Genomic DNA, 26,089 nt, shown 5'->3' on the forward strand with positions numbered 1-26,089 from the left:
GAATAGAACATTCTTTTTGGCGCTTTTTTAATGGCCTGTTCACTGATGAAGCATACTTGAGAAGGAGGGGTTTGAATGATGATCGAATACGAATCATGCCACCGGGAAACCGTTTTGCGCTTGCTTTCCCATTTACCATCGGCCCGTAAAGGAGTTCCAGTTCAGCAAATACTCAACACTTACGAAGGGCTGGCTGAGCGCCGTCTATATGTATGGAAGGAAAGTGACAAAGTGGTTGGAGTGATTGGCATCCACCTGCAGCAACAGACTTTCGCTGTCCATCACATCGCCATTCATCCTTCCTTCCGCAACCGGGGAATCGGCAACTCCCTTCTTCAATCCGTCCAGGAAGAACATATTTCCCAGGCAATGTGCTCAACTCATGAGACGAAAGATTTTCTGGACAGATGCTGGCAGAAACAATCTCAATTTAGTTGATTTTCACTAGCTTGACCTAGTACTCACAGAAAGGAAGAATGACATGGACACTTTAACAGCAAATGCAGTGGAACAGGTCAAATCCCATTTGGATGCTGAGGTGGAAATTACTGCAGGCCAGACATTCGTTAAAAAATCTCGTGAAATGCAGATTTGGCGTGATCAGCAATGCTTTACATGCATGATTGAGCACGATATCTCGTTCGGGAAAGTAAACGCTGACGGCACGGCATTGAACCGTGCAGAGATTTTCCTATTGCCAGAAGAGTGTCCTTCTTTCCTGTTTGCTTGGAAGGATTTCCGCATCCCTTTGCCGACCGATTACCGCCAATGGCAACAGGTCAATCCACATATCGTCAGTGTCTGCATGGAATCGGTCGAAGCGCCAGAAGATTTCGCAGCCCGCTTGTCCGCTGCCTTCAGCGCCTTGGAGACATGATTTTTTTCATTGAACGCAAGCAGGTGCAATAACCCGCTTTCATTTCCCAAGCGATACTTCAATCCGGGTTTGCATCCGGTTGAATTCATATAAAGCGACTCCCGGTTCAAGCAACTTATGCTTGTTCCGGGAGTCGCTGTTTTGTTAGCGTGAATTCAGTTTCTATCATCCAAATCAGATGCTTCGCTTGTAACGAAGCGAGCGCTGGCTTTCGCCTTCGGGCATATCGTAAGCCGCTTCCTCGGATTGGAACACAAAGCCGCGCGCTTCGTAAAACGGAATCGCCATCCCATTGCCTTTTAAGACCGCGACCCATTGCATTTCGGCGCCACGGGCTATCTGGTCTTGTGTGATTGCTTCCAGGAGTTTCGTGCCGATGCCTTGATATTTACGCTCCGGATCCAAATAGAGAACATAGACCTCCGCTACGGTTTTATCGGTGAAGCCGCCACCGCCCGCTCCGATCACTTCTCCATTTTCCACTGCCACAAACCAGCCGTTCCAGTCTTGTCTGATATTGTGAATTTCACCCAAAATGCGTTGTTCGTTATAAAACTTCTCGATAACGCGTTCGATTTCGTGTTGCGGCAATAAGCCGGGATAAGTACTGCGGTTGCCGGCTGCGCATACTGCCCGAATGCCCGCTGCGTCTTGTGCTAATGCTTTACGGATGTCCATTATGTAATTGCCTCCTTATCTGCTGAACAAGTACGACACGATCAACCCGGTGATGATGCCGAGAGCAAAGAATAGAATGAGTTTCGGTGTTTTTTTTCATCGGTCTCCTCCTCTTTTATACTTCCTCTAATTAGTGTATCAAACTTATGTAGCTTGAATTGAGATTGTTCCATTTTTATGGAAAAATGGTATCTAACAGTTTATTTTATCTGATTCGAGAATTGAGCCGAAAAAGGAGTGATTTATCTGAACCAGCTATTATTGTCCAAGAAATTCATCCCAGTTTATTTTATCGTTGGAATTCTTTCTATCTTATTATTCCGGTTCTTGGAGGCTTCTTGGATTGAAGTGTTCCTTCTGACATTTGCTTGCTTTCTAGTTGGAATCCTTTCTTTTATCGATAACTTTATTGTTTCCCTTGGGTTAAAACGTAGCTCCTAAGTGACTGTTTGCTATAAAAGGGTTTTCCGCGTCCCCATCGAATTATTAGGATGACAAGATTCATCATTATATTCGGAGGTGGAAAATCAATGATTTCAAAAATCGGGCAGGTCATGGTATACGTGCGTGACCAGGACGCAGCGGTGACTTTTTGGACGGAGAAGATGGGTTTTACGGTTATGCAAGATGTCGAAAACGAGGGCATGCGGTGGGTCGAAATTGTGCCTCGGGAAGATGCGGAGACGAGCATCGTCTTGCAAGACAAAAATTTGCTTGAGCAGATGGATACGGGCTTAAGTTTGGAAACGCCGTCGCTATTGTTTTACGTGAACAATTTCGAACAGCTGCGAAATGAATTAACCGAAAAAGACGTCACAGTCGGTGACATTGTTGCGATGCCGACGGGTCGGACCTTCAATTTTGCGGATGCAGAAGACAATTATTTCGCGGTGTTGGAGTTGAATTGAAACAAGATAAAAGAATCCAAAGAAGTAAATGTTCTATCATAAACAAAAATGGGAACTGCTTTTTATTAAATCTAAAAAATCAATGTTTTAGCTGAGTATTTGTAGAAGCGTTTGTCCGACTCCAGTGGAACAGCGAGACGACCGAGACCCCGCAAGAAATGAATGAGCGAAGCTAAGCAGAGCTCATTCATTTGCGACGCATCTGCCGTGCAGATGTGGGAGCAAGCAGGTTTTCTGCGATGCTCGAACGCAGTGAGAGTTGAGCACAAGGGTTTCGAAGCGGCTGAGGAGGCTTGGGCGCGAGCCCACGGAAAGCGGACAATAAGCTTCGGAAAATACGGTTTCTTGATAACTTAAAAGAGCTTGGAGGATTACCTCCAAGCTCTTTTATATAGGGTCTTATTTTAAGTTTTTGCGGATGTATGCAGCGATTTTACGCAATTCTTTTGCGTGCGGACGGCCGAATGGGCTCGTTTGCTGTTGCTGGTACATGACCTTGCCTTCTTCATCGAGCAAGTAATAGGCTGGCTCGCCGTGAATACCGTGGTCTTCGTACGGTGAATCTTCGCCGTGGTAATAGACCCCATATTGTTTCAGGATGTCTTCTGTTGCATCGGCCAAGATTGGAGAGGTCAGACCATGTTTTTCTTTCATTTCGTTGAGGTCTTGCTGGTTGTCTGTGGACAAGAACGTGAAATGAATGTCCTTGTCTTCGAAATACGACAGGCTGTCCTGAAGGTCCTGCAATTCCTCGTTACATGCTGGGCACCATGAGCCTCTGAAGAAAATGACGAAGCGCCAGCCTGGGCGTTCGCTTAAGTCCTGTTGCAGTGAGTAGTCTCCGCCTTCAGCGCGCGGCAATGTAAATGATGGGGCTAAATCCCCTAATTGTAGTCTATTCATGTGAATGCCTCCTCTTAATCTATAAGTAGTTTACCCGGAATAATTGGCTTTAATCTTTTTATAGGATTTATTTCCATTTCAATAAGCCGTTTAAATCTTCAAAGACATAATCTGGCTCTAGGCCAAGCTGTTCGACCGGCGCCTCTTTGCGGTTGATCCAGGCGGTGCGGAAACCAAAATTCTTCGCACCGGAAATGTCCCAGCCGTTTGAAGACATGAACAGAATTTCGTCGCGCTCGATATTTAATTGGTCCAAGACGTATTGATAAGCGGCTGGTGCCGGCTTGAACTGCTTGATTTCGTCTACGCTTACGGCTTTGTCGAGCAAGTCCTTGATGCCTGCGTTTTCGATTAACGGGTCAAGCATATCGTGAGAACCGTTCGAGAACACGACGAGCTGGTGGTCCTGCAGCTGTTTCAATACCGCTTGTGATTCTTCGTAAAGCGGCAGATGCAAATAGGCGTCCATCAATTGGCGCTCGATGTCTTCCGTCGATTCGAGCCCCTCGTCTTCGAGTGCGTATTTCAAGGCGCTGCGGGTGACCGCGTAAAGCGTATCGTATTTCCCCATGAGTTGGCGCATCATGAAATATTCGACTTGCTTCGTGCGCCAGGTCTGGCTGATGGCTTCACCATGTCCAGGGTAAATTTCCTCGCATTGCTCTTTGATGGCGATGACGTCGAACAATGTGCCGTACACATCGAAGACAAACGCTTTGATCGGTTTGTCCATATGATCGTCCTCCTTTAATTTCGTTGATAAATTCTACTGCTTTTCCTTGTATCCCCTTTTAGGCAAAAAAATAACGGCATAGAAAAAAGCATCTTCTGCAAGATGCCCCGGGAGTGTATTTAGTTGTCTCGATTTTTGTCATTCTCAAAGTCTCTGACAAACTTTTCATCCTTCTTCTTTTCAATGAAACTCCAAACGGCAAAAATCAAAGCGGATATTCCGAGAACTAGGAGCGAGGCAATAAAGACAAAATCGAAATCCATCTCTTGCACCACTTGGTCGACGCCAGCCCGTTGGATATGGTGTGCCCAACTGCTTTCATAATCCATGAAGCTGAACGATAAGAGGAGCCCCAGGGCGAGGCCTCCAGCTATTGATATGAAAAACTTCTTCATCTATATTCAGCCAATCCATCGAGTAAATTTTCTGATGACAGATAGCTATAGAGTGCCTCGGCATCTTTTTCTTCTATCGTATAGAGCGTATGGGTATCCGACTCGTCCATGACGGAACCTTGATCTTTTGCCACCCATAGATAGAATGTCTTCCCCCCGAACTTCAGTTCAAAATCCGGATCTACTACATTCGCGATGCCTTGGAGTTTATCGGCACGCGAGATGGCACCGGCAAACAACTCGATCGTTTGTGCATCCGTCACTTCAGTTCGCGTGTTTTCTTTCACTTCCCCGAAGCGTTCCATTTGGTATAAGACGAGTTTGTCAGCGTCCTGTTGTTCAGCACTAATCAAACCGTTCTGGCAGGCTGACAAGATGAAGGCTACGAACAAGCACATAAGCACGACTGGCAGTTTCTTCATGAGCCTTCTCCCCTTGCGGCTAGTTCGAGGATTGCTGAAATAGCGGCTTCGATTTGTTGTTCATTCGCTACGGTAAACAAATAATCCGCTTCGCCTGGCGCGGGTGTGACGCCTGAGTTATCGACGGATTCAGCTTGTTGACGGGCGAGGACATCTTTAAATGAAGAAACGGTGCGCAAGATGGCAGTGTCACGCTGGGCTTGATCGATTCTCGTTTCCAAAACATCGCCCGCGATGCTAAAGTGAACCAAAATGGTCGTGAAGCCTTTCGCTCGGTAAAACTCCAGCAGCTTCAGACGGCCTTGGCGGTTTCGATTGGCGTTGCACACAAAATGAGGTGGCAATCGGTTTGATCGACCGCATGATCGACGATGGTCTGCGTCAGTGCATACTTGATCGCATTTGCTCCATCTTTTGGCACCAGCGCCGGGTAATAGCTTTGCAGGATTTCTGCATGATTGTCCTGGTCAACGACGATGGCATTGACAAGCTGCCGCTCGAGCGCTTTGGCGAAGGTTGTTTTGCCGCTATGGGTTTTGCCGACCGTCATGACCGCTACTCTGTTCACATGCGCAACTCCGTTCGTATGATTAGTGAAAATGAATGATTAAATAGAAGCCGCGCGATTCATGAACCTGATGAGGTGTTCTTGGTCTTCTGGGTAATCGTGAAGCAGTTCTTTCAATTCGGCTTCTGTTTTCCACGTGATTTCCTCGATTTCGTTGTCGGGGTCCCGGAAACAAACATTGCCTGAGAGAACTTCGCACAGAAAATAATGGCTGGTGACTTCGTAGTTGCCGATCTGCACATTTTTTGTATGAAGCTGTTGCTTCACATCGATGCGAAAGCCGGTTTCTTCCCACACTTCCCTCACGCACGCTTGTTGCGGGGATTCACCTGTTTCTATTTCTCCGGACGGGATGCTCCATTTGCCAGAAGCCTTCGATTTCACCATGAGGATCTTGTCTTGGTCGATCACCACTCCAGCCGCACCCTGCCAAACTTTTTTCGTTTCTTTCACAGGTCTTCCCTCCATAGTAGTTTTATGCCTTAAATATAATCGAGAATTTTGATATCCATTTCATCGAGTACGCCAATTTCCTCTTTTGTATCCCAAAGCTTCATTTCCGTTGTTTCGTCGTTTGGAATAAAGGGCTGCAATTTCTCTACCGTTCCAAGAAAAATCGGATTGTATTTGATTTCCTTAGTACCCGTATGCTGTAGTTTGAGCAAGCCTTTGAATTCCAAGTCTTCAACGACCTGGCCAGATTCTTCGTACAATTCCCTTACGGCACATTCTTTCGACGTCTCGCTGCCTTCTCTCCTGCCCGCTGGCAATTCCCATTGCTCCCGCCATTTGTTGTAAACCATGAGCGTTTTGCCGCTGCATCTAATGACTGCAAATGAACCTGCAATTGATTCAAACTGATGGATCTCATGTTCCTCCATAAATAGAAAGTCGAGAAATCGAAAACCATGGCTTCTTGTTGTGTTCATCGGCTACTCTCCTCCGTCATGCTTCATCCATAAAATCCATCGAATACGTTCATTCCGTCGTCAGCTCGAATTCCTCAACTTGCCCGTCCCATTTGATCTCCACATCCAACTCTTCATCTTGTTGGATCACCGCACAGCCTTCGCAGGTGCTCTTGCCGACCAGCACTTCGCCTTCATCGACCGAGACATTCCCGCTCGATGCGCCAGCAGTCGATTCTATCGAATAGATAATGGTTTCAGGAGCCGGCTCTTTGCCGGTATAGACGATTTTCCCCGTCGCTTCCTTGCTGTCTTGCGAGGTGGTGTCAACGGTGTAGAAGACATCCCAGTTATCGCTGCTTCCTTTGAAATCGTAACGGTCGGCTTCCGAACAGCCGATAACAATGAGCAGTACAGCCAAAAGTGAACCAAGTTTTTTCATGACATACGCGCCCCCTACTGATTAGTCGACGTGGCTAAGGAACAGTTCCAATGTTTTGGCATGCAATTCCGCTTGTTCGGCATGAACCAAATGGGATGCGAATGGAATAATCGAGACGCGCACATGGTCATGCTTGCTAGGATAATAAAGGACGCTTTTCGTTTCATTCGGGTTGCCTTCGCCTGCGATGTAGAGGATCGGCGAATCGATGGCCGATAGATCCTTCGTTTCTTCGAACGGATACCAGCTTTCGTGTTTCGCCATTTCAAAGAATTGCCGCCAATTGCCATGGTGCAATTGATCGAAATAGGCAGTCGCTTCTGCGTATTGGAGCAGTTGTTGCTGGTTGCTCGTTTCTTGTTCATGCAATTGCGTCCAGTCGTCCGGCTTTTCTGCGGTCACCCCAGAGATGGTCAGGCTTTTTACTTTTTCCGGAAAGCGCTTCGCAAAAAAGATGGCTACTAATGCCCCGAGCGACGCTCCGACAATATGGGCCGATTGAACCCCTAAATGTTCGAGTGACTCTGAAAGATCTTTGGCACTGTCTTCAAAGAAATTACTTACACCCCCAGTCACGGAGTTTCCATGCCCACGAAGGTCCGGCACGATGATCTGGAACTGTTCCTTGAAATAATCACGATGGAATTCAAAATCTGTGAGCCCCGTTTGCAGCCCGCTATGAAGGAAAACGATCGGCACCCCTTTACCGAAACTTTCTGTGTGTAAGATCATTGGATCTCCCCTTGTCTTTGAATAATACGACTGCATTCGCAAACACCAAAATTAGATAATATTGAAAATATGGTTATTTCTAGTGTAACGCATTTTTATAGATTATTCAGTACAAAGTGTCGGGTTTTTGTCATCTCGAGTGGTATAATAGAATCATCAACTATAAAGATATGCATGCCTAACGCCAGGCGGCAGCCGCGCAATTCGATTCACCCTCCTTTACAGCTCGTTACATAAAATTTGAGGAGGGGTTCCGATGAAGCGCCATTTGTCTGTGCTGTTTTTAGCCGGCACGTTATTGCTTGCAGGATGCGGCGAACAGGACGAAAAGCCACAATATGAAGCTGGGGAACCGGTGATTGCGGCTATTGCCTAAAACTGGTGGGCACGAGATACTGATTTGCGCCGCCGAATGCGCAAAAGGGACAAAGCAGCTGCTTTGTCCTTTTTTTGGCTCTGCCTGTACACTCTCATTTCGGTCAGCTTTATTTTGTATAGTTCTATAGAGTTCGGCTCGTTACATTGAAAACAGGGGGAATCTGCATGTACAAAGTATTTTTATACATATTAGTTTTTTCAATATTGGCATTCATTGTATGGGGGAGTTTCTTCTGGATACAGGTGAAAATCACTATAAGTTTGATTGCATTGACGTTTTTGCCGGTTATTAGCAAAAAACTCTATAACGACGAGGCGCTATTTCGAAAAGGCAAAGCAGCGATTTATGCTTCACTGCTTTTGACCGCCTTCATATTGCTCTCGACTATTGGTTCAATGATTATGGGTAACGGTGCAGATTTCGCAGCGTTATGGCTTACCGTTTTTTTGTTCTTGATTTTCCTATTTGGATCCGTCGTTTACGGAATTCCCGTTTCATCATTTTCTGATTTGGCGACTTCCGGTGTGAAACGCTATCGCTTTCCGCTCGCGTTCCTCATCCATATAGGATTCGGCTTATTGTCTTATTTATTTCTCGGCCCGCTCATGTATTTCGCGTTAATCGTGGCTGTAGTGTTTTTCCTGTTCGATGAACTTTTGCGAAAAAGGGAGACAACGCGTTCGCTCAAGTCTTTGGCCTGACAAACGCAGCTTTGCGGGCAGCGTCGGAAAGGTCTATATGCGGGAGTTCGTGATGGATCAGCCCGAAGATTTCTTCAATGAGCGTTTCCAGTTCTTTGATGGCCTCAGACGGCTCTTGAAAAAACACCGATTCCAGACGGGCCGCACAATTGCCCGGTTTGATTTCCATTAACGCGAGCGAGTTGCGCTGCCATTTGAATGCCGGATGGGAAATAAATTGGCGATTCAATCCGAATAGCAGCCCCATGATGTTCGTTTGGACTGAGACGATCACTTTATAGAACATGAGCCAATCCTTCCGATGAACGAGTGCTTTCCGATTGTTCCAACGGCTCCCGAAGTCGCTATAGTGGTTAATCACTTCTTCCTGTAGTCCTGGAGGATAATGCTCAATCTCTTTCTTTAATTGCTTGACCGTCTTATCGCCATAAAGCGCAATGCCGTGTTGTACGGCCGCGGCGATGCACTGCAGGTCTGGGTTGACGTCGAATTTTCGGATTACTTGATGGATGGTTTGGCGAATCGTTTCGGTGAGAAAACTGCTGATTTCGAATTTCACGCCGTCCACTGTATAGGTTTCCGCCCATTCTTCCTCTTCGTACGGGTGAAACTCCAATAATTTGCCGTCCAATTGATCGATGATTTGTATGCGCTCTTCTTCTGATGGCGCTTGCTTCCAAAAGAGGAGCAATTCAATATCCGAGAATTCGTCCTGCCAATTCCGTGACACCGATCCCGCGAGCATGACCGCTTCTATATTAGGGATTTGCGCGTACTTCCCAGCTGCTTGCAACGCTAGTTTTTTAAACTCCATTCCATCTCTCCGTTCGTTCCGGCTTTTGTAATTACCCGTGTTTTATTAGCTTTACTATATATTTTTCTTAGTGTATTGCCCACCCCAATTATTCACTGACCAGAGACAGAGAGAGCCAGCCGGAATGCGTGTCCGACTGGCTCTTTTTACATTTATTCGGCTTCGTTCAACCATTTATAGCCGACGCCCCAAACGGTCAGAAAATGCTTATCGACCGGAAAGCCGGATTGGCGGATTTTCTCCCGGACGTTGCGGACGTGCGAATCGATCGTGCGCCCTTCCGTTTCCGAGTCATAGCCCCAAATGAGCACAATCAATTGGTCTCGCGAAAATACTTTGCCGGGGTTTTTCACTAATTGCCCGACCATGAAGAATTCTTTCGGCGTCAGTTTGATCGACGTGCCCAAATAGCTCAGCTCAAAGCGCTCTTCGTCCCACTTCAAGCCGCCCACTTCAATGATGTTTTTCGGCGCCTGCCGCCTGAGCAGCGCTTCGATGCGGGCGAGCAATTCTTCTTCATTGAACGGCTTGGTGATGTAATCATCCGCGCCGAGCTTGAGCCCTTTGACGATGTCTTCTTGCTGCTCGCGCGCCGTCAGCATGATAATCGGCACATCGGAAAAGCTGCGGATTTTCGCACACAGCTCAAAGCCGCTCATTTCGGGCATCATGATGTCGAGCAGGACGATATCGAACGCCTGCGTTTCCAAATAGCGCAGCGCTTCCCTTGCGCCTTGTGCTTTTGTGCATTGGTACTGATGGGGCGTTAAATACAAGGACAGTAAATCGAGCATGCGCTGCTCGTCGTCGATCAATAAGATTTTATGCACGCCCGTCCCCCCTTTTCAAAGTAATCGTCACGGTTGTTCCGGTGTTTGGCGCAGAGTCGATATGGATTTGCCCGCCGTGCGATTCGACCAATTCCTTGGCGATCGCGAGCCCCAGCCCGCTGCCGCCGTACTGCCTCGACCTGGATTTGTCGACGCGGTACAGGCGGTCAAAGACGAACGGCAAGTCTTCTTGCGGGATGCCTTCGCCCGCGTCGGTCACGGTAATAGTAATCGATTTGTCGTCTTGTCGCCCTTGCAAAGTGACTTGGCTTCCAGCTTCGGAATGCTTGCGCGCATTATCGAGGATATTGAGCAAGACTTGCTGGAAACGCGCCGGGTCGATCCATGCGGTGATTTCCGGTTCGCAGTCGACCGATATCATGATGTTCTTTTCATTGAACGCCGGGCGCACGAGCGCAGCGACCGAATGGCACAAAGCATCGATCGGCTCCTGTTCTTTCTGGATCGAGAACTGGTTGTGGTCGAGCTGTGCCAGTTCGAATAATTGCTTGATAAGCTTCGTCAAATGGCTAGTTTCCTCGCGGATGATCGCGAGGTACGCTTCCCGCTCTTGTTCCGTCAGCCCAGGCCGGCTTGCGATATCGGCGTAGCCTTTCATATAGGTGAGCGGCGTGCGCAGTTCGTGTGAGATGCTCGCGAGAAAATCGTTGCGTTCTTGCTTTAGCCGGTCCAAGTCATCGGATAGATGGGTGATGGCGTTGGCCAGTTCGCCCAGTTCGTCATTGCGTTCGATGTGGAGCGCCACTTCGCCTTGGCCTTTACCGAGTTGCTCGGTCGCTTCTTTCATGCGGATGAGCGGCAACGTAATAAAGCGCGACAACAGGAAAATGGTGATGACCGTCAATAACACTGAGATCAAGCCGCCGAGAAGAAATTGGTTTCTCATGCGCTCGACCATTTCCTTGATGTGATTCGTTTCCGCAAACATGAAGACATGGCCCCGATGCTCGCCGCCGATGGTGATTGGGCTGTCGGTCGCGATAAAGCGCTCGTCTTGCCAATTGTCTTCGAGGATTTCGCCTTGTTCCGAAACTTGTTCGATATCGGTATGGCCGAGCACCTCGAGCATCTGCGGCTCGATACGGTCGGAATGGGCCAATTCATTGCCGGCTTCATCCGTAATGATGACAACAAAATCCGAAGAAGATTCCATCATCGCGACGTGGGACAAAGTCGATTCGTCGAAACTGTCTTCGAGCACTTCGCTATGGGTGTTGCCCCGTGCGAGCAAGTTTGACATCACTTCATCGACGCGTTCGTTGACATAGGTGATGTAAAGTGTCGAAAACAAGAATAATTCAATGCCCACGATGAAGACGAAAAACAATAAGCCGATTTTTAATGCCAGTCGATTGAACATATACTCCCTCTTTCAGCGCATCAGTCTGAATCTCATCAGGCTTGCGCTTTCATCTTATGCTTAACTTCGAGCTGCGTTTTCCTTTTCCTGCCCCCTAGATAGAGACAAGGCTGTGTCTACTGTCTAGTGTAACGGATAAGTTTCGAGTTTTTGTGCATATCCGGGGAAAACTGTTTGCTTCTGTCATGGAAAACTTAATTAATTTCAAGAAAGATAAATTGTCACCGTTCCTGCACACATTATGCAGAACTTCGGGGTAGCTTATCCATAAGGGCATGATGAAGTCTTTAAACTGTGGGGGTCTGCATTGCGGTACTCTATTGTCTCGAAAGCCAAAAATGTAATCTGCTCGTCTTATATAAGTTGAATTACCATTTTGTAGATTCCATCGTAATCGTTATTCCGCAAAACAGATAAAAAGCTCGGCTCAACTCTCGTGCTGAACTAATTTAGGTACGTGTCCGAATGGATTTCAGCACTTCGTTGAAACGGAGTTGGAAAGTTACTTCCGTTGCTACTCCCCCAAGGAAACTGAGCTGTTTTGCTTCATATCTGTTGGGTAAGTCAGATGAAAAAGCGAAAGGCGGCGACTCCTGCGGGAATAGCATGAGTCTTGAGACCCCGCAGGAAGCGCAGCGATCGAGGAGGCTCAAGCCATGCCCGCGGAAAGCGTCCGCCTGCAGCGATTTCATCACTTTCTCTAAGTTTATAGTTCAACTTATATAATATTTAATTTAATTCCAAGAAGTATACAACTAAGAAAAGAGGGGTAGAAGATGGTTAAAGAGAAGATGATGATGGGTGCGCTGTCGATTGTGGCTGGTTTGGCGCTATCGGCGTGCAATGCAGATCCGTCGCCGGCTGACGCGCCGGTGGACATGGACGAGCAGATGGATGATCACACGGGAGAGAACTCCGGTGACATGAACGACCAAATGGACGAGAATATGGACGACGGAGACGGCCATATGATGGACCATTCCGGCTCCGGAGAAGTTCCGGATGATTTACAGGAAGCACAAAACCCTGAATACGCTGTCGGCACACAAGCAATCATCACGACCGATCACATGAACGGAATGAAAGATGCCGAAGCGACCATTGTTGAAGCTTACGACACCACGGTTTATGCGGTGAGTTACACGCCTGCTGGCGGCGGTGAACCGGTTGAGAACCATAAATGGGTCATTCACGAGGAATTGGAGAATGCCGAAGATGCCCCATTCGAGGAAGGCGATGAAGTCGTGCTGAATGCCGACCATATGCAAGGCATGGACGGCGTGACCGCGACAGTTGATTCTGCAGAACAGATGACCGTCTATATGATTGACTTCAATGCGACTGACAGCGGAGAGAAAGTGACCAACCACAAATGGGTCACAGAAGATGAATTAGCGCCTGTGGAGTAAAACCCAACAAAAAATTCATAAAGGAGAGAGAGATGATGAACAAGTACTTAAAATTCGGCATAATGATCGGAACTTCTACTTTCATTATGTATTGGCTGATGTATTTGAATGTGTTCCAGCTCGACCATATTTTCTACAGTGAAACGCGTTTGTATATGGCGCTCATCATGGGCTCTGTCATGGCGATCGTCATGATGCTGTTCATGTGGCCGATGTACAAGAACAAGAAAGCGAATGCCGGAATCCTTGCCGGAAGCGCGCTGATTTTCGCCTTATCGCTTTATCTCGTGCGCAGCCAAGTGCTCATTGAAGATACTGGCTGGATGAAAGCGATGATTCCCCACCATTCAATCGCGATTTTGACGAGTGAACGCGCGAACATTTCGGACCCTCGCGTGAGACAGCTGGCAGATGAAATCATTGAAGCCCAGCGCAGGGAAATTGACGAGATGAAGCAATTAATCGAAGACTTGGAGAATGAAGAATAAGCATCCAATGTCACAAAAGAAAGACTTGCCGGATTTTCGTAATCCGTTCAGTTGAGAGACGCAAAATAGTTAAATGACATAATAATTCACAACAATTTCAGCATCAAATATACACCATTTTACAACACATAAAAGCACCCCATTTCGCAAGGGTTTCAAAACCTTCTTTGCGATTCGGAGTGCTTTTTTCTTCACATTTTCTTGCCTCAATCGGCTCAAATTAAAAATTCACTTCTTGTAACATAAGCAGTTATTTACTAATAATCTCTATATAATCTGCTTTCGCTTGTGCTGGAAAAGACTCAGCTACTGTTCCGCCTACCCAAACTCTTACTTTTTGTCCTTTTCTGAACTGAAAAAAATTATACTTGCTAACCCAAATCGCTTCTACATTAACAAGATTTAAAGCTTCTTTTTCATTAATATTTTTAGATTGTTCTTCAGTTATACCCTCAATGACTAAGATTCTATTAAAATCTGCTTCTACAACATAACCCTCAATATAAGGTTCGCTTTTAGGAGAGGTATTATCAAAGAAGAAGAAGAAAATAAATACAAGTAGTACCCCACCAATTAGAATAATTAACTTTTTCATATTTTACTTCTTCCTTTCTTTTTAAGTAGATGGTCTTTCACCTTCCCATGCAACTTCAGCTGCGCCGCTTGTTTTGGATTGTTTGAAACTCACTGCCAATAGCAGCAACGAGATCCCGAACATGACAGCGGTCGAAGCGATGACGACCGGCTGAACTGTCACAATTTCTGACGCAAGCCCAATGATTGCGGTCGTGATGATGATAAGCAGCGCTTCAAGCAGACTATAGACGCTGACAGTCCTGCCCATGACTTCGACAGGAATATTGTTTTGCGTGAAGGTATGAAATCCCGTATTCGCGAAAGCGAGCGAGAACGCCAAAATGAAAAATCCGATGGCTGCCACGGCAAATGAACTCGAGAACGCATAGAGGAGATAGCCGAGCGACACCATCACCGACCCACCGCCGATCAATGCAGCGATACCTAATTTTTTCGTAAACACGGTGTTGACGATTGCCCCGGCAATGATTCCAGCCCCAGCAATACTCACGAGAAATCCATATTCGCCGTCTGTCAGGCCGAGCACCCGTTTCGAGAATGTCGCTTCCTGCGAATCGATCGCTGTGGCCATAACCGTCATGCAACTGAACAGAAAGAAGACCGTCATGATGAGAACGTAGCGTTTGCTGAAGGCGATGACGATTCTCCAGTCAGCGCGGATTATTTCCCAGGACATACGCGTAGGAAATTCTGTGGCGGCTGCTTTTTGTTCGAGCTTCGGCATGGCTCTCAAAATGAGCGCAGAGATGAGGAGAGCAACTGCATTCAAGTAAATGGCTGTCACGGGCGTTCCCATCATGAACAAAACGCCTGCGACTGCCGGGCCAATCAGAAAGGCGCCCGAGTCGATCAGGCTGCGGAATGCATTGAAGCGTTGGCGGTTTTTCACTGGAATTAGCTTGGTAATGTAGCTCATCGAGGCTGGCTCGAACATCGATCCCGCCATATTGATGAGGAGCACGAATGCATAAATTAGCCACAAGGAAGAAGCAAACGGCAAACAAGTGATGAGCAAGGCGCGAAGCACATCGAGCACGATCATCAAATTGCGTTGATTCGTCCGGTCGATGACACTGCCTGCCCAAAAGTTCGTCAATAATGTCGCAGCTGGCTTGACAATGTATAGCCCTGCGACTGCAAGCGCCGAGCCGGTCATGTCGAGCACAATCAAGTTCAAGGCAATCAAATAGACCCATCCACCGAAGTTGGCGATGCCAATTCCCGTCAATAACATGGCTACTTCCCGCCACTCATTGTCTTTCCCTATCTTCTTCATCTCCCCCACCACTTCCCGCTTCTTTTAGGCAAAGAAAAAATCCCGCCCCCAAGACAATTGTCTTGGGGGACGAGATTCCGGTCGTGGTGCCACCCCTGTTCGCCCATATGTCGCCATATGCGCCTCATTCGGTACATTAGATCTATACCTGAGCTCTGTAACGGGAGCGGACGCCGCATCATTCCCCTTTGGTTCCGATGCGGTGCTCAGAGGCTTGTTTCACTCGCATCCTTTTGCCCCGTTCCACCACCCCGGAGCTCTCTAGAAAAAGGAATTGCCAGCTACTGTTCTCTTCATCGCACTGAATTTTGATTTTCACTAGATTACCATGAGCGAGAAGGATTGGTATATAACAAGTTTCTGCCCGTTTCATTAATATTCATTCAACTGTGACCCTTGAGGCAAGAAAATATGGAATATCCGGTGTCGTGTCGAATGGCGTGACTTTGACGCGATCGCCTTCTTCAAGCTCCTCGAACGAGCTTGCAGCACCGATGAATTCGGTATGGTCGGTAAGGAAAATCTCTTGAATGGGTTCTTGCCGTGCATCATCGCTTTGGACGTCCAGCATAAAACTCGCCTCTGTCTTTTCCGCCACGGTGCCGTGTAAACTTCCGCAACCTGTCATTAAAATCGATGAAATGATCAATAAGCCAAGCAGCTTTTTAATTGTTCCCACTCCCATCCCCGAAAAATTTATACACTTTTCACTCTTTAAAGCTATCCATCGTTTTTTTAATCGCTTTCATTACGAAATACACTAACGCAATGGTGACAATCAGCATGACGAGCATGGAAACCGGACCCATGATTTAGCCCCCTTTAATTCATTGCAATTAATATGGTTTTTATGGAAAATATTGATAAATAAATATTATCATACATATTTGTGGCAGGACATAGTTAATCTTAAGTAATTAGGGCAAAAGCGACTAGGATTTATGTAACTTTTTGGAACAAAGCTCGTATAGTTCATTAGAGTTAACTTCGAAATGATAATTGGAGGAGGAACTAGTATGTCCAATCGCAACAGACCCGAAGACCAGCGCGACCGCCTGCAGTTAAAGGACCAAAAAGAACATGCCGGCAGCAATGTCAACGACTCGGCCAACCGCGCGCAAAGCGGCATGCCGGATACGCGCGGCATGGGATGGAGGGAAGTCGGCGGAGTTATTTTGCTGCTGGTGATTTTGTTGATTGCTTATAGTTTGTATCAAGTGTTTTTCGGTTGAGAAGAGTGATTAGCAGAAGGGATTGGGGAAGTTGAATAAGAAAATCTTGATCGTGGTGTTAAGCTTAATGGTGTTTGTGGCTTTAGTCGGTGGGACGCTTATTTTTTTGAAAAGCAATCCGCCGCTTGAGACGAATACCTTGGCTTCAAACGAAAACCAGCATTCTGTCATTGTCGGATTTGGCAATAAAGGATGGGGAGATATTCAATTGACGGAAGTCGCAGTCAATAATTATGAAGAGCCGACGGAAAGCAAAATCCAGATGAGCAATGCGATGCTAGGTTTCATCATCACAGATGATTTTGAGTCCGTTGAAGCACAGCCGTACCGCTTCACTGAACTCGACGAGGCCACAATTAAAACCGGCACATCCCCTACCGAGACACTGGAAAAACAGAACAACGGCACCGCTTCTGAAGACGATGAAACTTACGGGCTCAGCGTGATGCATGATGAAGAAATCCATACCGTCCATATTAAATACAGTTATTTCGGCATCCCCTTATTTGAAGAAGTAGAGCTATCCTTTTGATAAAAATAGAAAATGACACAGCTGATGATAAATGGCTGTGTCATTTTTTTTATTCATTTTAGCAGTCCGTACCGAAAACACTCTTTATACCGCCCTCACGCTCAGGCTGAACACAGCGTATATATCTGTTAAGATATTTTCCGAAACACATAGTTTTCAGCCGCAACGGTGTAGTTCAATCCTTTCATTTTTTCTTTGACTATCTTAAGGTCAACTGGCTTGTCCTTCGCGAGCTGGAAGTACCGCTCCAAGTTGTCCTGTTCGATTTTATTGTTGCCATTGACGATACCGATAAATTCAAAGTCTTGATCGAACCTCGCCAAAGTGGCATCGCCATGGCTATCATTGCATAATAGGATGCCTCCCAGCTTTAAATACCGCTTCGTTTCCTGCCCGACAAATCCGGCATACTGGGAGATGATCAAGTCAACTTGTTCCATTTCAAGCGGCTGTGTATAGTCCTGCCCGATAAAAGAAATTTTGCAGGCATCCGGATACTCTTTGTTTTCCTCTACGTAGTTCTTGATGCCGTCCATCTGCTTAAAAAATCGAATGGCGCCTTTGAAATTATCGATATACGTTACGTCAGGAATAACCAGGGACGGAGAAATATCAATGAACGAACCCGGGTAAATCGCAGTTCGAATGCTATATTCCGCTGCGACAGCTTTGTATAGTGCCTTCCTGTCCCCTATTTTGCTTATATATTCTTTATATTCTTCAAGAAACTGATTTTCCATCGGGCACCTCCTGTTTCTTCCATATGATATGCTTGTCTCATTAACAATTAATTGGCAGCAGATTCATTCATTATTTTGCTGAAAAAAGTATGAGGAGGAGATTATACAATGACTTCTGTATTTCTGACTGGCGTTTTCACTTCACTATTCACCTGGGTTTTGCCAATCGGCATCGTTATTGCATTGGTGGTTTTATTCAAAAAGGTAAACCGTTTAGAAAAAAAGAGCGATAAGCAGTGAGTTGAGCTAGAAGTTTTCATCCGTTTCGGCTTTGAGGATTTATGTACATTGGGCACATGCTCCTCATTAAGATTCTTCCTCATCCAAATTGAAGGATTCCGTTTTCCCATCCCATTTGACTTCGACTTTAATTTTCGTATGCTCTTGGATGATTCCACAATCCACGCAGCTTCCGTTTTGTAGCGTCACTTTCCCATCTGTTACCGGCACATTCGTTGTTGATTGGCCTCGAATAACCGAATTCATCGAATAACCGATTGTCTCGGGTGCTGTCCCCGCTCCTATATACTCGAGCGTCCCCTCTACTTGCTGGCTGCCGCTTTGTGCCTCGACTACTTTGTATGTCATGCTCCAACTCTCGCTTTTTCCTGAATAAAGATATCGCTCTCCGCCAATACAACCACTTAGTAAAAAAGCTGCGAATGCGATCATGACCAGTTTCTTTATCGGGCTTGCCCCCTTATTCGATTGTTATTCCTCTTCCTGCTCAATCCGCCAAACGATGAACTTCACAAGCTCAGCTACAAAAAAGAAGCCGAGAACCCAGAGGAGTAGGCCGTTTACTGCCCCGTCGGCAAAGACCTTGGCAACTATATACCCGATGATGACAGCGGCGAGGAATGATAAATGGTAGGCCTTGTTTTCTTCTAAGTATTCTCTCATCCCTTCCACTCCCATTCGCTGCGCATTTATTTCAATATCGGCAAGCTCGCCTTGTTTACCCAATCCAAAATAAAGCGTTCCTGATGCGAATTGATTTGTGGCAGTTCATCCGGTTTGAAAAAGCGATGCTCGTGGCTTTCTGCCCCAACTTGTATCAGCTCGCCTGAAAATTGCTGTGTGTGAAAAATGATTTGCACGCTATAAACTTGGTCACCGTTTTGGTATTCGGCATAACCTTGCTCCCCTGAATAGAGGCCGAATAGCTGTAAGTTCTCTGCATGCAGGCCGGTTTCTTCACATGTTTCCCTGACGGCCGTCTCGAGAAAAGTTTCGCCAGGCTCCATGACTCCGCCCGGAATTCCCCACACGTCTCGGTCTTTTCGGTGCTGAAGCAAAATTTTGCCGTCCTTTTCCAGAATGATTCCGCACCCAACCGTCATCAATAAATTCGAACCGATCAACTGGCGCATGTCTTGGATGTAATTCATTGCCATTCCCCCGTTCATTATAGTTTCTCTTTATTGGCGGTTTCCCCTTTAATTTTTGAAGTTGTTGCTACCTTGCTGATGGCAGTTTCCTTATTCATCTCCAGCATCCATCTCATGAGCATCACACGGTCTATCAATTTCACTGCATTGGACGCAGCCAATTTCTTTGCCGGCTCAGTATAACCGCTATTGGTAACCACCCAACATTCATCCACTTTGTAATGCAGTTTCGCCGTAGAAACTTCTTGTACAGCTTTCAATCCGACATTCTTTTTATAGCGTTTCGCTTGAACTGCGATTCTCAGCCCAGCTTTCGACAAAATAAGGTCTGCGCCGTAATCTCCGGTGCCCGGTGTCATCTGCACGTGATAGCCTCTTTCTAAAAACAATACGCGGAGATAGTCTTCAAATTCCTTGCCTTTCATCTGATCCACTTGCAGCATGCCGGATCGCTTTAGTTTGCGGTCTTTTAAAATATTGGTGATTGATGCAAGCAAAAATGCCCCTAAACCAAATATGATTAGAAACCCTGTCAATTGCGGTTCCGCCGTGGCGATGCTCCACATTAAATCCAGCCCTAATCGAAATCCACTTAAAAATTCCTCCATAAGATACTCCTCCAGTTCTTTTAAAACTCCTTTATACCTTTAAATATACCAATAAAATCCATTAATAGTAGAGGAATTTTAAATATATACTCGCAATGATTGTGTTTTGCATTTATACTCAATTAATTATCTTTAGAAGTGTAAAAGCAAAAAATCCTAATTCAATTTTTCACTAAATACAAAAAGCACCACCCATGATAAAAAAGCTGAATCAGCAGCGATTTTAGTACTGGCAGTGTCTTTTGGACTTCATATGAACTTCTATTTATCATTCCGGACTTTTAAACGACTTTCGTAAACTGAAGAGTATTAGCAGAATCAGCACAACTGTAAAAACCAGTGCCCAAATGTTTCCTTCACCAAATAAGCTTATGAGCACGACTTCGAAAGATGGCAGACCTAATGCGTAAAGCAACGGCAAAACAAGCAAGGTCGATGCCACACCTGACCCAAACAAAAGAATAGCTGTTTTTCTGTTAACTTCCAAAAAAACACCTCCCACAGAAAGCTTAACATAAAAATATAAATTAACTAATTATTTTGAATACTATTATCGGTACCCAGTTATCTGCTTCGGCTACAAAACACGATCCAAAGTCTTCTCCGTTATCGGCATGATTACATTCAAAATAAACACTCTGAAACAGACTGTCAGCACTGTCCCGATGCTGACCGGGACCCCGAACATGATCGCCAGGACTAGGAATATAAAATAGATGGCGGTTCGGAGAGAAAACAGAGTGGTCTTCGCCAACTCTTTTACGAGAAGCGTCAGGCGGTCCACTGGAATTAGCTCGAAAAAAGAATTATTTCATTTTTCCGCTCCCGCTTCTTGCATTGGCCGCCTGGTTCTTGTACACTCGATATAATTCATTATTGTTGCAAATGCAATATAATAAAGGGGTTATCCTATGGCAGAAATCCTTCGTGAAATCGGCATGATTGCCCGTGCCCTTGATTCCATCAGCAATATCGAATTCAAAGAGCTCGAGCTGACGAAGGGGCAATATCTTTACCTCGTCCGCATCTGCGAAAATCCTGGCATCATCCAGGAGCAATTGCTCGATTTGATCAAAGTCGACCGCTCCACTGCGACACGCGCGCTTCAGAAATTGGAGAGCCACGGCTTTATCGAAAAAATGGGTGACCCAGGCAATAAGAAAATCAAAAAGATCTATCCGACTGAAAAAGCTCGAAAGGCCTATCCCTTCATCATCCGGGAAAACGAGCATTCCAACGCAGTTGCTCTCGCTGGCTTTTCGGAACAGGAGGCGGTTGAGATTGAACTCTATTTGCGGCGCATCCGAGAGAATATCGAAGTCGATTTCGAATCGGTCAAAAAAGGCCGAAAGCGCAATTATTAATCAGCTAAAGGAGCGAATCTTCATGGCAAGCCTACGTAAATGTGCAGCAAGCGATCTCCAAGAACTGCAAGACATCAGCATTCTCACTTATAAGGAAACCTTCGACGAACACAATAGCGAAGAGAACATGAACGCCTATCTAGAAGCGGCCTATAACAAACCGAAGCTCGAGAAAGAACTCGCCACCCCTTCCTCCCATTTCTATTTCGCGATGGTCGAAGATGAAGTGGCGGGCTATTTGAAAATCAATACAGACGAAGCGCAAACCGAACCGATGGGTGATCAGGCGCTCGAAGTGGAGCGCATCTACATCAAGAAAAAGTTCCAGAAAAACGGCGCTGGGAAAGTATTGATGAACCAGGCGTTTGAGATGGCGAAAGAACTGGGAAAAGAAAAAATATGGCTCGGCGTTTGGGAGCACAACAACAATGCCCGGGCTTTTTACGACAAGAAAGGTTTTGTCGAGACCGGCAGCCATTCGTTTTTCATGGGCGATGACGAGCAGACCGATTTGATTTTGACGAAGACTTTGTAGAGTAGAATAGGCATGGATATTCCGTAAAACTGCTTCGAAAAGCTTTGCTCAACTCTCTCTACGGTCGAGCATCACAAATGAATAAGCTCAGCTTCCCTTCGCTTATTCATTTCCCGCGGCAAAGGTGTTGACCGAAGCTTGCGAGGACAATCCTTTGCGATGTAATGCGCAGCATTATTGAGCAGTACGGTTTTCTAAGCAATTTCACTCCATATCTTTTGAAAATTCATTAATTTATACCTCTCTACTTTTATTGAATAGAGTATTAAAGAGATAAGGAGGCTTACTATGTATATCCCAAAACATTATAAAGTGAACGACCCGGAAGAGATTCGCGAGTTTATCGAAGCCCATTCATTCGGTACGATTATTACCGCTGGCAAAGGCCGACCGCTTGCGACGCATTTGCCTTTCCAACTGAAAAAAGAACAAGACGGATATGTGCTGCGCGGGCACTTTGCACGCGGCAATCCCCAATGGCATACAATTGAAGACGCGGATGAAGTATTGGTGACGTTCCAAGGGCCGCATTCCTACATCACCTCTTCCTGGTACGAAGAAAAAGACATCCCGACGTGGAATTACCAGTCTGCGCATGTGTACGGCACAGGCCGGTTGCTGTCGGAAGATGAACTGCGGGAGGATTTGGTGAGCTTGCTCGAGAAGCACGAACAGCACCGCGACGAGCCGGTTCTTTGGGACACCCTCCCGACCGAGTTGCTCGAAAAAGACATTAAAGGCATCGTCGGATTCAAGCTCCACATCACCGATATCCAAGCTGCATTTAAGTTAAGCCAGAATCAGTCGCCCGAAGACTACCAACATGTCGTCGATGGCTTACGCAAAGAGAGTGACCCTTTGTCTGAAGAAGTCGCAGACGTCATGGACAAAAGACGCCCCTAGCCCACTGACCCGTATGACTTGAAGTTCAGACCCATTTCTTATATAACTAAAGTAATTGAATGACTAAAAAAAGTTTTCTAGGGTTCCGCAGCATAGCTGGCCTGGTCCGAGAGAAAACACACAGCCACCGCTGTGACACGGAGGGACAAAAGCCTGGGAGAAACTGTTTTTACAGTTCTCCCGGGCTTTTTATTTTGAAACCCGCTGCTTTTGCGAGCGATGTTGAGTACGAAGCCACACGGAATAACGGGACAAACTAAAAAAGAACCCCTGCAGGCAGGAAGTTCTCGTTAATGGTCCGAGCTTTAGAAAATCCAGCAGCCCGAGGCACGGTTCATGAGAGTTTCTCTGACTCGTTCATTCTTTTTTCAAGTTCTTTGACGCGATTGTTGTTGTTAAGTGCGGTGGTAAAGGCAATAATCGCAAAAGTAAAACCAGACATGCCGAAAATAAAGCCCATGAGTCCAAAAACTTCCATGCAATCCCTCCTCTGTTGACCTTAAGCAAGGCTTTTTTCGCTTACCCTCGGACCGATTGCATCGGAATTATAAAGAAACAAGCTTTATTCAACGGAAATGAAGACATTCATTATACCATTTCCGGTGTCATCTGGCAGATGTCGCTTCGATAACGAAACGGCTTCACTGTCTTAAAATCCAGCAATATTAAATAGGAGGAATTCCAATGAATCTCCAATGGGGAAAGCATTGGATAAAACCATGATTTTTTACAGCAAATATGTTGAAAAAACTATCTCGAATAACATACTTGGATTCGTGTTACCTTCGTTTTTATGAATTTTATTAACCTAGATGAAAAAGCGGAAGGTGGCGACTCCTGCGGGAATAGCATGAGTCTTGAGACCCCACAGGGAGCGAAGCGACCGAGGAGGCTCAAGCCATGCCCGCGGAAAGCGTCCACCTGCAGCGACTTCATTAGTTGATCTACTTTTTAGTTTCTTACTTTATTTAATATTAGGAGGAATTCCAATGAATCTTCAATGGGGAAAAGTATTAATCGCGGCATTGTTTGAAGTGGCGTGGGTTGTGGGATTAAAGCATGCGGATTCGCTCGGCGAATGGCTGATCACGATTGTGGCAATCGCCGTCAGCTTCACGTTGCTGATTGATGCCGGAAATAAATTGCCGGTCGGCACGGTGTATGCGGTGTTTGTCGGGCTCGGGACGGCCGGGACAGTACTGTCCGAAATCGTCTTTTTCAACGAACCTGTCAGTACCGCAAAACTGGTATTGGTCGGGATTTTACTGCTTGGTGTTATCGGCTTGAAACTCGTGACACCGGATTCAGCACCTGAAAGGAGCGAAGCGTAATGGCTTGGATTTCATTGATATTTGCAGGGCTTTTTGAAATGATCGGCGTCGCGATGATCAACAAATGGCATCACGACCGAAAATGGCAGTCACTCGCGATGCTCCTCGGCGGCTTTATCGCGAGCTTCTTATTTTTGTCCGTTGCGATGGAAAGCTTGCCGATGGGAACGGCGTATGCCATCTGGACCGGCATAGGGGCATCAGGTGGCGCGATCATCGGCATGCTGTTTTACAACGAATCCAAAGATTGGCGGCGCATTCTATTTATCGCGATGGTGCTCGGGTCAGCGGTCGGTTTGAAGCTTGTTTCTTAATTAATATTGGCGAAATCCCTTCATTTCCCCTACTATGGAAATTAGAGATCGTTGGCAGAAACATCCTTTTTTGCCAATACACCAAGACTGGCATCATCTATTCAAAGGGAGTGGGATGGAATGGATTTCAAGTATGTTACGGTCGCAGGAAGCGGTGTGCTGGGTAGCCAAATCGCTTTTCAGTCTGCGTATCATGGATTCGATGTCGCGGTATACGACATCAACGATGAAGCTTTAACTCGTGCAAAAGAACGTTTCGAAGTGCTTAAAGGGCATTTCAAGAAAGACTTGAAAGCGACGGATGAAGAGTTGGAGGCGGCTTATAGCCGGCTGTCATTTCATACGGATTTAGGGGAAGCCGTCAAAAATGCCGATTTGCTGATTGAAGCAGTGCCTGAAGTGCTCGATATCAAACAGGAATTCTACACAAACTTGGCGAAAGTCGCCCCGGCGCAAACGGTCTTTGCGACCAATACGTCAACGATGCTGCCGAGTGCGTTTGCGGAATACACAGGACGCCCCGAGAAATTTTTAGCGCTCCATTTCGCTAACGACATCTGGCGCAGCAATACCGCAGAAATCATGGGCCACGGCGGCACGGATGAGTCGGTCTTCAATGACGTGGTCGAGTTTTCACAAGCGATCGGCATGGTCGCGCTGCCGCTCCAGAAAGAACAGCCGGGCTATATTTTGAATACCTTGCTCGTGCCGTTCTTGAATTCGGCGCAGTATTTGGTCGTCAACGGCATCTCAGATCCGCATACCGTCGACAAAACGTGGATGATTGCAACCGGCGCACCGAGAGGGCCCTTCGCGATTTTGGACGTCATTGGCATCAATACGCCGTATCACTTGTCAGTTGCGAGAGCGAACGCCGGCGACGGAGAAGCTGCAAAAGTCGCGGAATATTTGAAGACAGAATTCCTCGACAAAGGTCGCCTGGGCATCCAGAACGGCAAAGGTTTCTACGATTACCCGAACCCGCGTTATTTGGATAAGGATTTTTTGAAATAATGAAACACGAAAACCCGCAACGCCGTGTGCAAATGAGCACGTGACGTTGCGGGTTTTTTCGATTTCCCCTTGTTATTTCCGATAGGAATTTGACATAGAGGCGTCATTTGCGCCCGCTTAGCCATTTGATAGAATCAGGCAGGACAAGTTCATCTCTTGCTTTGCCCGATCAAATTTTTCTTCATAAAACTATTTGTAAGGGTTAAAAAGTGTAAAAGCGACACTGAGTCCCGTCGTGTTCAGAGACTATTGGTGATGATGTCGATGCTCTGCATATAGCACAATTCCTTCATTTTCGAGAATGTCATGAAATTTCTCAATTTCCGTTTGGGTTAAATTTAGTTTAGTTAATTCTTCACGTACCGCATCTTTCCCGGTAAACATGGACTTAAATTTGTCTGTAATGGTTTCTGTTTCGTGCGTCTGCACTTCTTCTTGGGTTTCAATGGCATTAAGAATATCCGCATTTTCCGCTAAAACATGGATATCATTTTTTGTATGCCCGTGAGATTTCAATGCTTCCACCTTTGCCTCAAGTTCCTGTTCAGTATAAGCCACTTCAAACGTATGGTTTGTCGATTTCATACTAATCAGCCTCCGGTGTATTGTCTTACTTATGTTTACCCGTCTGCCTAAGTAGCTAAAACATGAACTACGTTTAAAATGCTTCTTGCAAAATGAGAC

At 46.2% G+C, this 26,089-nt stretch carries 40 protein-coding genes, 1 riboswitch and 1 other annotated feature; of the genes, 15 read left to right on the forward strand and 25 right to left on the reverse strand.

Translation table 11 applies throughout. The features are described from left to right. Positions 1–75: 75 nt before the first annotated feature. Both KTG14_RS07765 and KTG14_RS07770 read left to right on the forward strand, forming a co-directional pair. Complete coding sequence (locus KTG14_RS07765; RefSeq protein WP_216970402.1) at positions 76–438, forward strand: GNAT family N-acetyltransferase; 363 nt, start codon at positions 76–78, stop codon at positions 436–438. Positions 439–481: 43 nt separating this feature from the next. Continuing rightward, on the forward strand, positions 482–877 hold the full coding sequence (locus KTG14_RS07770) for a hypothetical protein (protein WP_216970403.1): 396 nt from the start codon (positions 482–484) through the stop codon (positions 875–877). A gap of 174 nt (positions 878–1,051) precedes the next feature. On the opposite strand, the gene KTG14_RS07775 is transcribed toward KTG14_RS07770, so the two are convergent. Beyond that, positions 1,052–1,555 (reverse strand): GNAT family N-acetyltransferase, encoded by a 504-nt coding sequence (locus KTG14_RS07775; protein ID WP_254178054.1) that lies wholly within the window; start codon positions 1,553–1,555, stop codon positions 1,052–1,054. 530 nt (positions 1,556–2,085) lie between these two features. On the opposite strand from KTG14_RS07775, the gene KTG14_RS07780 reads away from it, so the two are divergent. Then, a complete protein-coding gene (locus KTG14_RS07780) occupies positions 2,086–2,463 on the forward strand; it encodes a VOC family protein (protein ID WP_216970404.1) in 378 nt (125 codons plus the stop codon). Positions 2,464–2,862: 399 nt separating this feature from the next. On the opposite strand, the gene KTG14_RS07785 is transcribed toward KTG14_RS07780, so the two are convergent. The 10 genes from KTG14_RS07785 to KTG14_RS07825 form a co-directional block, all read right to left on the reverse strand. Next, complete coding sequence (locus tag KTG14_RS07785; protein ID WP_216970405.1) at positions 2,863–3,366, reverse strand: peroxiredoxin family protein; 504 nt, start codon at positions 3,364–3,366, stop codon at positions 2,863–2,865. 67 nt (positions 3,367–3,433) lie between these two features. Then, the gene (locus KTG14_RS07790; protein ID WP_216970406.1) at positions 3,434–4,099 is read right to left on the reverse strand and encodes a haloacid dehalogenase type II; all 666 of its coding nucleotides are present in this window, start codon (positions 4,097–4,099) and stop codon (positions 3,434–3,436) included. Between the two features lie 119 nt (positions 4,100–4,218). Beyond that, complete coding sequence (locus KTG14_RS07795; protein WP_216970407.1) at positions 4,219–4,494, reverse strand: hypothetical protein; 276 nt, start codon at positions 4,492–4,494, stop codon at positions 4,219–4,221. Further along, complete coding sequence (locus KTG14_RS07800; RefSeq protein WP_216970408.1) at positions 4,491–4,916, reverse strand: YhfM domain-containing protein; 426 nt, start codon at positions 4,914–4,916, stop codon at positions 4,491–4,493. The genes KTG14_RS07795 and KTG14_RS07800 overlap by 4 nt, the downstream gene beginning before the upstream one ends. After that, positions 4,913–5,260: a hypothetical protein gene (locus KTG14_RS17810; protein ID WP_254178056.1), complete on the reverse strand. Its 348-nt coding sequence runs from the start codon at positions 5,258–5,260 to the stop codon at positions 4,913–4,915. The genes KTG14_RS07800 and KTG14_RS17810 overlap by 4 nt, the downstream gene beginning before the upstream one ends. After that, entirely contained in the window at positions 5,209–5,484 is a 276-nt protein-coding gene (locus KTG14_RS17815; protein WP_254178057.1) for an ATP-binding protein, read from the reverse strand. Before KTG14_RS17815 ends, KTG14_RS17810 begins: the two co-directional genes overlap by 52 nt. A gap of 39 nt (positions 5,485–5,523) precedes the next feature. Then, positions 5,524–5,937: an NUDIX hydrolase gene (locus KTG14_RS07810; RefSeq protein WP_216970409.1), complete on the reverse strand. Its 414-nt coding sequence runs from the start codon at positions 5,935–5,937 to the stop codon at positions 5,524–5,526. Positions 5,938–5,966: 29 nt separating this feature from the next. Next, on the reverse strand, positions 5,967–6,413 hold the full coding sequence (locus KTG14_RS07815; protein ID WP_216970410.1) for an NUDIX domain-containing protein: 447 nt from the start codon (positions 6,411–6,413) through the stop codon (positions 5,967–5,969). 49 nt (positions 6,414–6,462) lie between these two features. Then, the gene (locus tag KTG14_RS07820) at positions 6,463–6,834 is read right to left on the reverse strand and encodes a hypothetical protein (RefSeq protein ID WP_216970411.1); all 372 of its coding nucleotides are present in this window, start codon (positions 6,832–6,834) and stop codon (positions 6,463–6,465) included. A gap of 21 nt (positions 6,835–6,855) precedes the next feature. Beyond that, positions 6,856–7,566, reverse strand: a complete 711-nt coding sequence (locus KTG14_RS07825) for an alpha/beta fold hydrolase (RefSeq protein ID WP_216970412.1) — start codon at positions 7,564–7,566, stop codon at positions 6,856–6,858. Between the two features lie 543 nt (positions 7,567–8,109). Between KTG14_RS07825 and KTG14_RS07830 the strand changes: the two genes are divergently transcribed. Next, a complete protein-coding gene (locus KTG14_RS07830) occupies positions 8,110–8,646 on the forward strand; it encodes a hypothetical protein (RefSeq protein WP_216970413.1) in 537 nt (178 codons plus the stop codon). Here KTG14_RS07830 and KTG14_RS07835 read toward each other — a convergent pair. The 3 genes from KTG14_RS07835 to KTG14_RS07845 form a co-directional block, all read right to left on the reverse strand. After that, a complete protein-coding gene (locus tag KTG14_RS07835; protein ID WP_216970414.1) occupies positions 8,630–9,460 on the reverse strand; it encodes a DUF4037 domain-containing protein in 831 nt (276 codons plus the stop codon). The genes KTG14_RS07830 and KTG14_RS07835 overlap by 17 nt on opposite strands. Positions 9,461–9,612: 152 nt before the next feature. Continuing rightward, entirely contained in the window at positions 9,613–10,290 is a 678-nt protein-coding gene (locus KTG14_RS07840; protein ID WP_216970415.1) for a response regulator transcription factor, read from the reverse strand. Next, entirely contained in the window at positions 10,283–11,671 is a 1,389-nt protein-coding gene (locus KTG14_RS07845; protein WP_216970416.1) for a sensor histidine kinase, read from the reverse strand. Before KTG14_RS07845 ends, KTG14_RS07840 begins: the two co-directional genes overlap by 8 nt. A gap of 776 nt (positions 11,672–12,447) precedes the next feature. On the opposite strand from KTG14_RS07845, the gene KTG14_RS07850 reads away from it, so the two are divergent. Next, positions 12,448–13,080 carry a YdhK family protein gene (locus tag KTG14_RS07850; protein ID WP_216970417.1) on the forward strand — a complete coding sequence of 211 codons (633 nt, stop codon included), beginning with the start codon at positions 12,448–12,450 and terminating at the stop codon, positions 13,078–13,080. A gap of 35 nt (positions 13,081–13,115) precedes the next feature. Then, on the forward strand, positions 13,116–13,568 hold the full coding sequence (locus KTG14_RS07855; RefSeq protein ID WP_211654893.1) for a DUF305 domain-containing protein: 453 nt from the start codon (positions 13,116–13,118) through the stop codon (positions 13,566–13,568). Positions 13,569–13,818: 250 nt separating this feature from the next. Here the strand turns inward: KTG14_RS07855 and KTG14_RS07860 are convergent, their stop codons facing one another. The 3 genes from KTG14_RS07860 to KTG14_RS07870 form a co-directional block, all read right to left on the reverse strand. Beyond that, positions 13,819–14,163 carry a YobA family protein gene (locus tag KTG14_RS07860; RefSeq protein ID WP_216970418.1) on the reverse strand — a complete coding sequence of 115 codons (345 nt, stop codon included), beginning with the start codon at positions 14,161–14,163 and terminating at the stop codon, positions 13,819–13,821. Positions 14,164–14,184: 21 nt separating this feature from the next. Continuing rightward, the gene (locus KTG14_RS07865) at positions 14,185–15,441 is read right to left on the reverse strand and encodes an MFS transporter (RefSeq protein WP_216970419.1); all 1,257 of its coding nucleotides are present in this window, start codon (positions 15,439–15,441) and stop codon (positions 14,185–14,187) included. Between the two features lie 62 nt (positions 15,442–15,503). Then, positions 15,504–15,747 (reverse strand) — a binding site (T-box leader). Between the two features lie 73 nt (positions 15,748–15,820). Further along, on the reverse strand, positions 15,821–16,120 hold the full coding sequence (locus tag KTG14_RS07870; RefSeq protein WP_216970420.1) for a hypothetical protein: 300 nt from the start codon (positions 16,118–16,120) through the stop codon (positions 15,821–15,823). Between the two features lie 337 nt (positions 16,121–16,457). Here KTG14_RS07870 and KTG14_RS07875 point away from each other — a divergent pair, with 337 nt between their 5' ends. Together KTG14_RS07875 and KTG14_RS07880 are read left to right on the forward strand one after the other, a co-directional pair. Then, complete coding sequence (locus KTG14_RS07875; protein ID WP_216970421.1) at positions 16,458–16,673, forward strand: DUF6366 family protein; 216 nt, start codon at positions 16,458–16,460, stop codon at positions 16,671–16,673. 31 nt (positions 16,674–16,704) lie between these two features. Beyond that, positions 16,705–17,205: a hypothetical protein gene (locus KTG14_RS07880; RefSeq protein ID WP_216970422.1), complete on the forward strand. Its 501-nt coding sequence runs from the start codon at positions 16,705–16,707 to the stop codon at positions 17,203–17,205. A 128-nt stretch (positions 17,206–17,333) separates the two neighbouring features. Here the strand turns inward: KTG14_RS07880 and KTG14_RS07885 are convergent, their stop codons facing one another. Further along, complete coding sequence (locus KTG14_RS07885; RefSeq protein ID WP_216970423.1) at positions 17,334–17,945, reverse strand: hypothetical protein; 612 nt, start codon at positions 17,943–17,945, stop codon at positions 17,334–17,336. Between the two features lie 108 nt (positions 17,946–18,053). Here KTG14_RS07885 and KTG14_RS17935 point away from each other — a divergent pair, with 108 nt between their 5' ends. After that, entirely contained in the window at positions 18,054–18,185 is a 132-nt protein-coding gene (locus KTG14_RS17935; protein WP_258048444.1) for a hypothetical protein, read from the forward strand. Positions 18,186–18,251: 66 nt separating this feature from the next. Here the strand turns inward: KTG14_RS17935 and KTG14_RS07890 are convergent, their stop codons facing one another. The 5 genes from KTG14_RS07890 to KTG14_RS07910 all read right to left on the reverse strand — a co-directional run bounded on the left by KTG14_RS07890 (position 18,252) and on the right by KTG14_RS07910 (position 20,431). Continuing rightward, on the reverse strand, positions 18,252–18,533 hold the full coding sequence (locus KTG14_RS07890) for a hypothetical protein (RefSeq protein ID WP_216970424.1): 282 nt from the start codon (positions 18,531–18,533) through the stop codon (positions 18,252–18,254). A gap of 123 nt (positions 18,534–18,656) precedes the next feature. Beyond that, positions 18,657–18,848: a hypothetical protein gene (locus tag KTG14_RS07895; RefSeq protein WP_216970425.1), complete on the reverse strand. Its 192-nt coding sequence runs from the start codon at positions 18,846–18,848 to the stop codon at positions 18,657–18,659. Positions 18,849–18,874: 26 nt separating this feature from the next. Continuing rightward, on the reverse strand, positions 18,875–19,336 hold the full coding sequence (locus KTG14_RS07900) for an NUDIX hydrolase (RefSeq protein ID WP_216970426.1): 462 nt from the start codon (positions 19,334–19,336) through the stop codon (positions 18,875–18,877). Positions 19,337–19,353: 17 nt separating this feature from the next. Further along, complete coding sequence (locus tag KTG14_RS07905; protein ID WP_254178059.1) at positions 19,354–19,944, reverse strand: restriction endonuclease; 591 nt, start codon at positions 19,942–19,944, stop codon at positions 19,354–19,356. 268 nt (positions 19,945–20,212) lie between these two features. After that, on the reverse strand, positions 20,213–20,431 hold the full coding sequence (locus tag KTG14_RS07910; RefSeq protein WP_211654902.1) for a hypothetical protein: 219 nt from the start codon (positions 20,429–20,431) through the stop codon (positions 20,213–20,215). A 424-nt stretch (positions 20,432–20,855) separates the two neighbouring features. Here KTG14_RS07910 and KTG14_RS07915 point away from each other — a divergent pair, with 424 nt between their 5' ends. The 3 genes from KTG14_RS07915 (at position 20,856) to KTG14_RS07925 (ending at position 22,746) form a co-directional block, all read left to right on the forward strand. Beyond that, positions 20,856–21,308, forward strand: a complete 453-nt coding sequence (locus KTG14_RS07915; RefSeq protein WP_216970427.1) for a MarR family winged helix-turn-helix transcriptional regulator — start codon at positions 20,856–20,858, stop codon at positions 21,306–21,308. A gap of 22 nt (positions 21,309–21,330) precedes the next feature. Beyond that, entirely contained in the window at positions 21,331–21,843 is a 513-nt protein-coding gene (gene paiA / locus KTG14_RS07920) for a spermidine/spermine N(1)-acetyltransferase (RefSeq protein WP_216970428.1), read from the forward strand. Between the two features lie 288 nt (positions 21,844–22,131). Beyond that, positions 22,132–22,746 carry an FMN-binding negative transcriptional regulator gene (locus tag KTG14_RS07925; RefSeq protein WP_216970429.1) on the forward strand — a complete coding sequence of 205 codons (615 nt, stop codon included), beginning with the start codon at positions 22,132–22,134 and terminating at the stop codon, positions 22,744–22,746. 66 nt (positions 22,747–22,812) lie between these two features. Beyond that, positions 22,813–22,908: riboswitch (guanidine-I (ykkC/yxkD leader) on the forward strand. 172 nt (positions 22,909–23,080) lie between these two features. Here KTG14_RS07925 and KTG14_RS07930 read toward each other — a convergent pair. Further along, positions 23,081–23,224 (reverse strand): hypothetical protein, encoded by a 144-nt coding sequence (locus KTG14_RS07930; RefSeq protein WP_216970430.1) that lies wholly within the window; start codon positions 23,222–23,224, stop codon positions 23,081–23,083. A 511-nt stretch (positions 23,225–23,735) separates the two neighbouring features. On the opposite strand from KTG14_RS07930, the gene KTG14_RS07935 reads away from it, so the two are divergent. The 3 genes from KTG14_RS07935 (at position 23,736) to KTG14_RS07945 (ending at position 25,405) form a co-directional block, all read left to right on the forward strand. Continuing rightward, complete coding sequence (locus KTG14_RS07935; protein WP_211654907.1) at positions 23,736–24,077, forward strand: DMT family transporter; 342 nt, start codon at positions 23,736–23,738, stop codon at positions 24,075–24,077. After that, the gene (locus tag KTG14_RS07940) at positions 24,077–24,391 is read left to right on the forward strand and encodes a DMT family transporter (protein ID WP_216970431.1); all 315 of its coding nucleotides are present in this window, start codon (positions 24,077–24,079) and stop codon (positions 24,389–24,391) included. Before KTG14_RS07935 ends, KTG14_RS07940 begins: the two co-directional genes overlap by 1 nt. 120 nt (positions 24,392–24,511) lie before the next feature. After that, the gene (locus KTG14_RS07945; protein WP_216970432.1) at positions 24,512–25,405 is read left to right on the forward strand and encodes a 3-hydroxyacyl-CoA dehydrogenase; all 894 of its coding nucleotides are present in this window, start codon (positions 24,512–24,514) and stop codon (positions 25,403–25,405) included. A 246-nt stretch (positions 25,406–25,651) separates the two neighbouring features. On the opposite strand, the gene KTG14_RS07950 is transcribed toward KTG14_RS07945, so the two are convergent. Next, the gene (locus KTG14_RS07950) at positions 25,652–25,990 is read right to left on the reverse strand and encodes a general stress protein (RefSeq protein WP_216970433.1); all 339 of its coding nucleotides are present in this window, start codon (positions 25,988–25,990) and stop codon (positions 25,652–25,654) included. Between the last annotated feature and the right edge of the window lie 99 nt (positions 25,991–26,089).

The organism is Planococcus sp. CP5-4_YE, from assembly GCF_019042655.1.
Lineage (GTDB): Bacteria > Bacillota > Bacilli > Bacillales_A > Planococcaceae > Planococcus.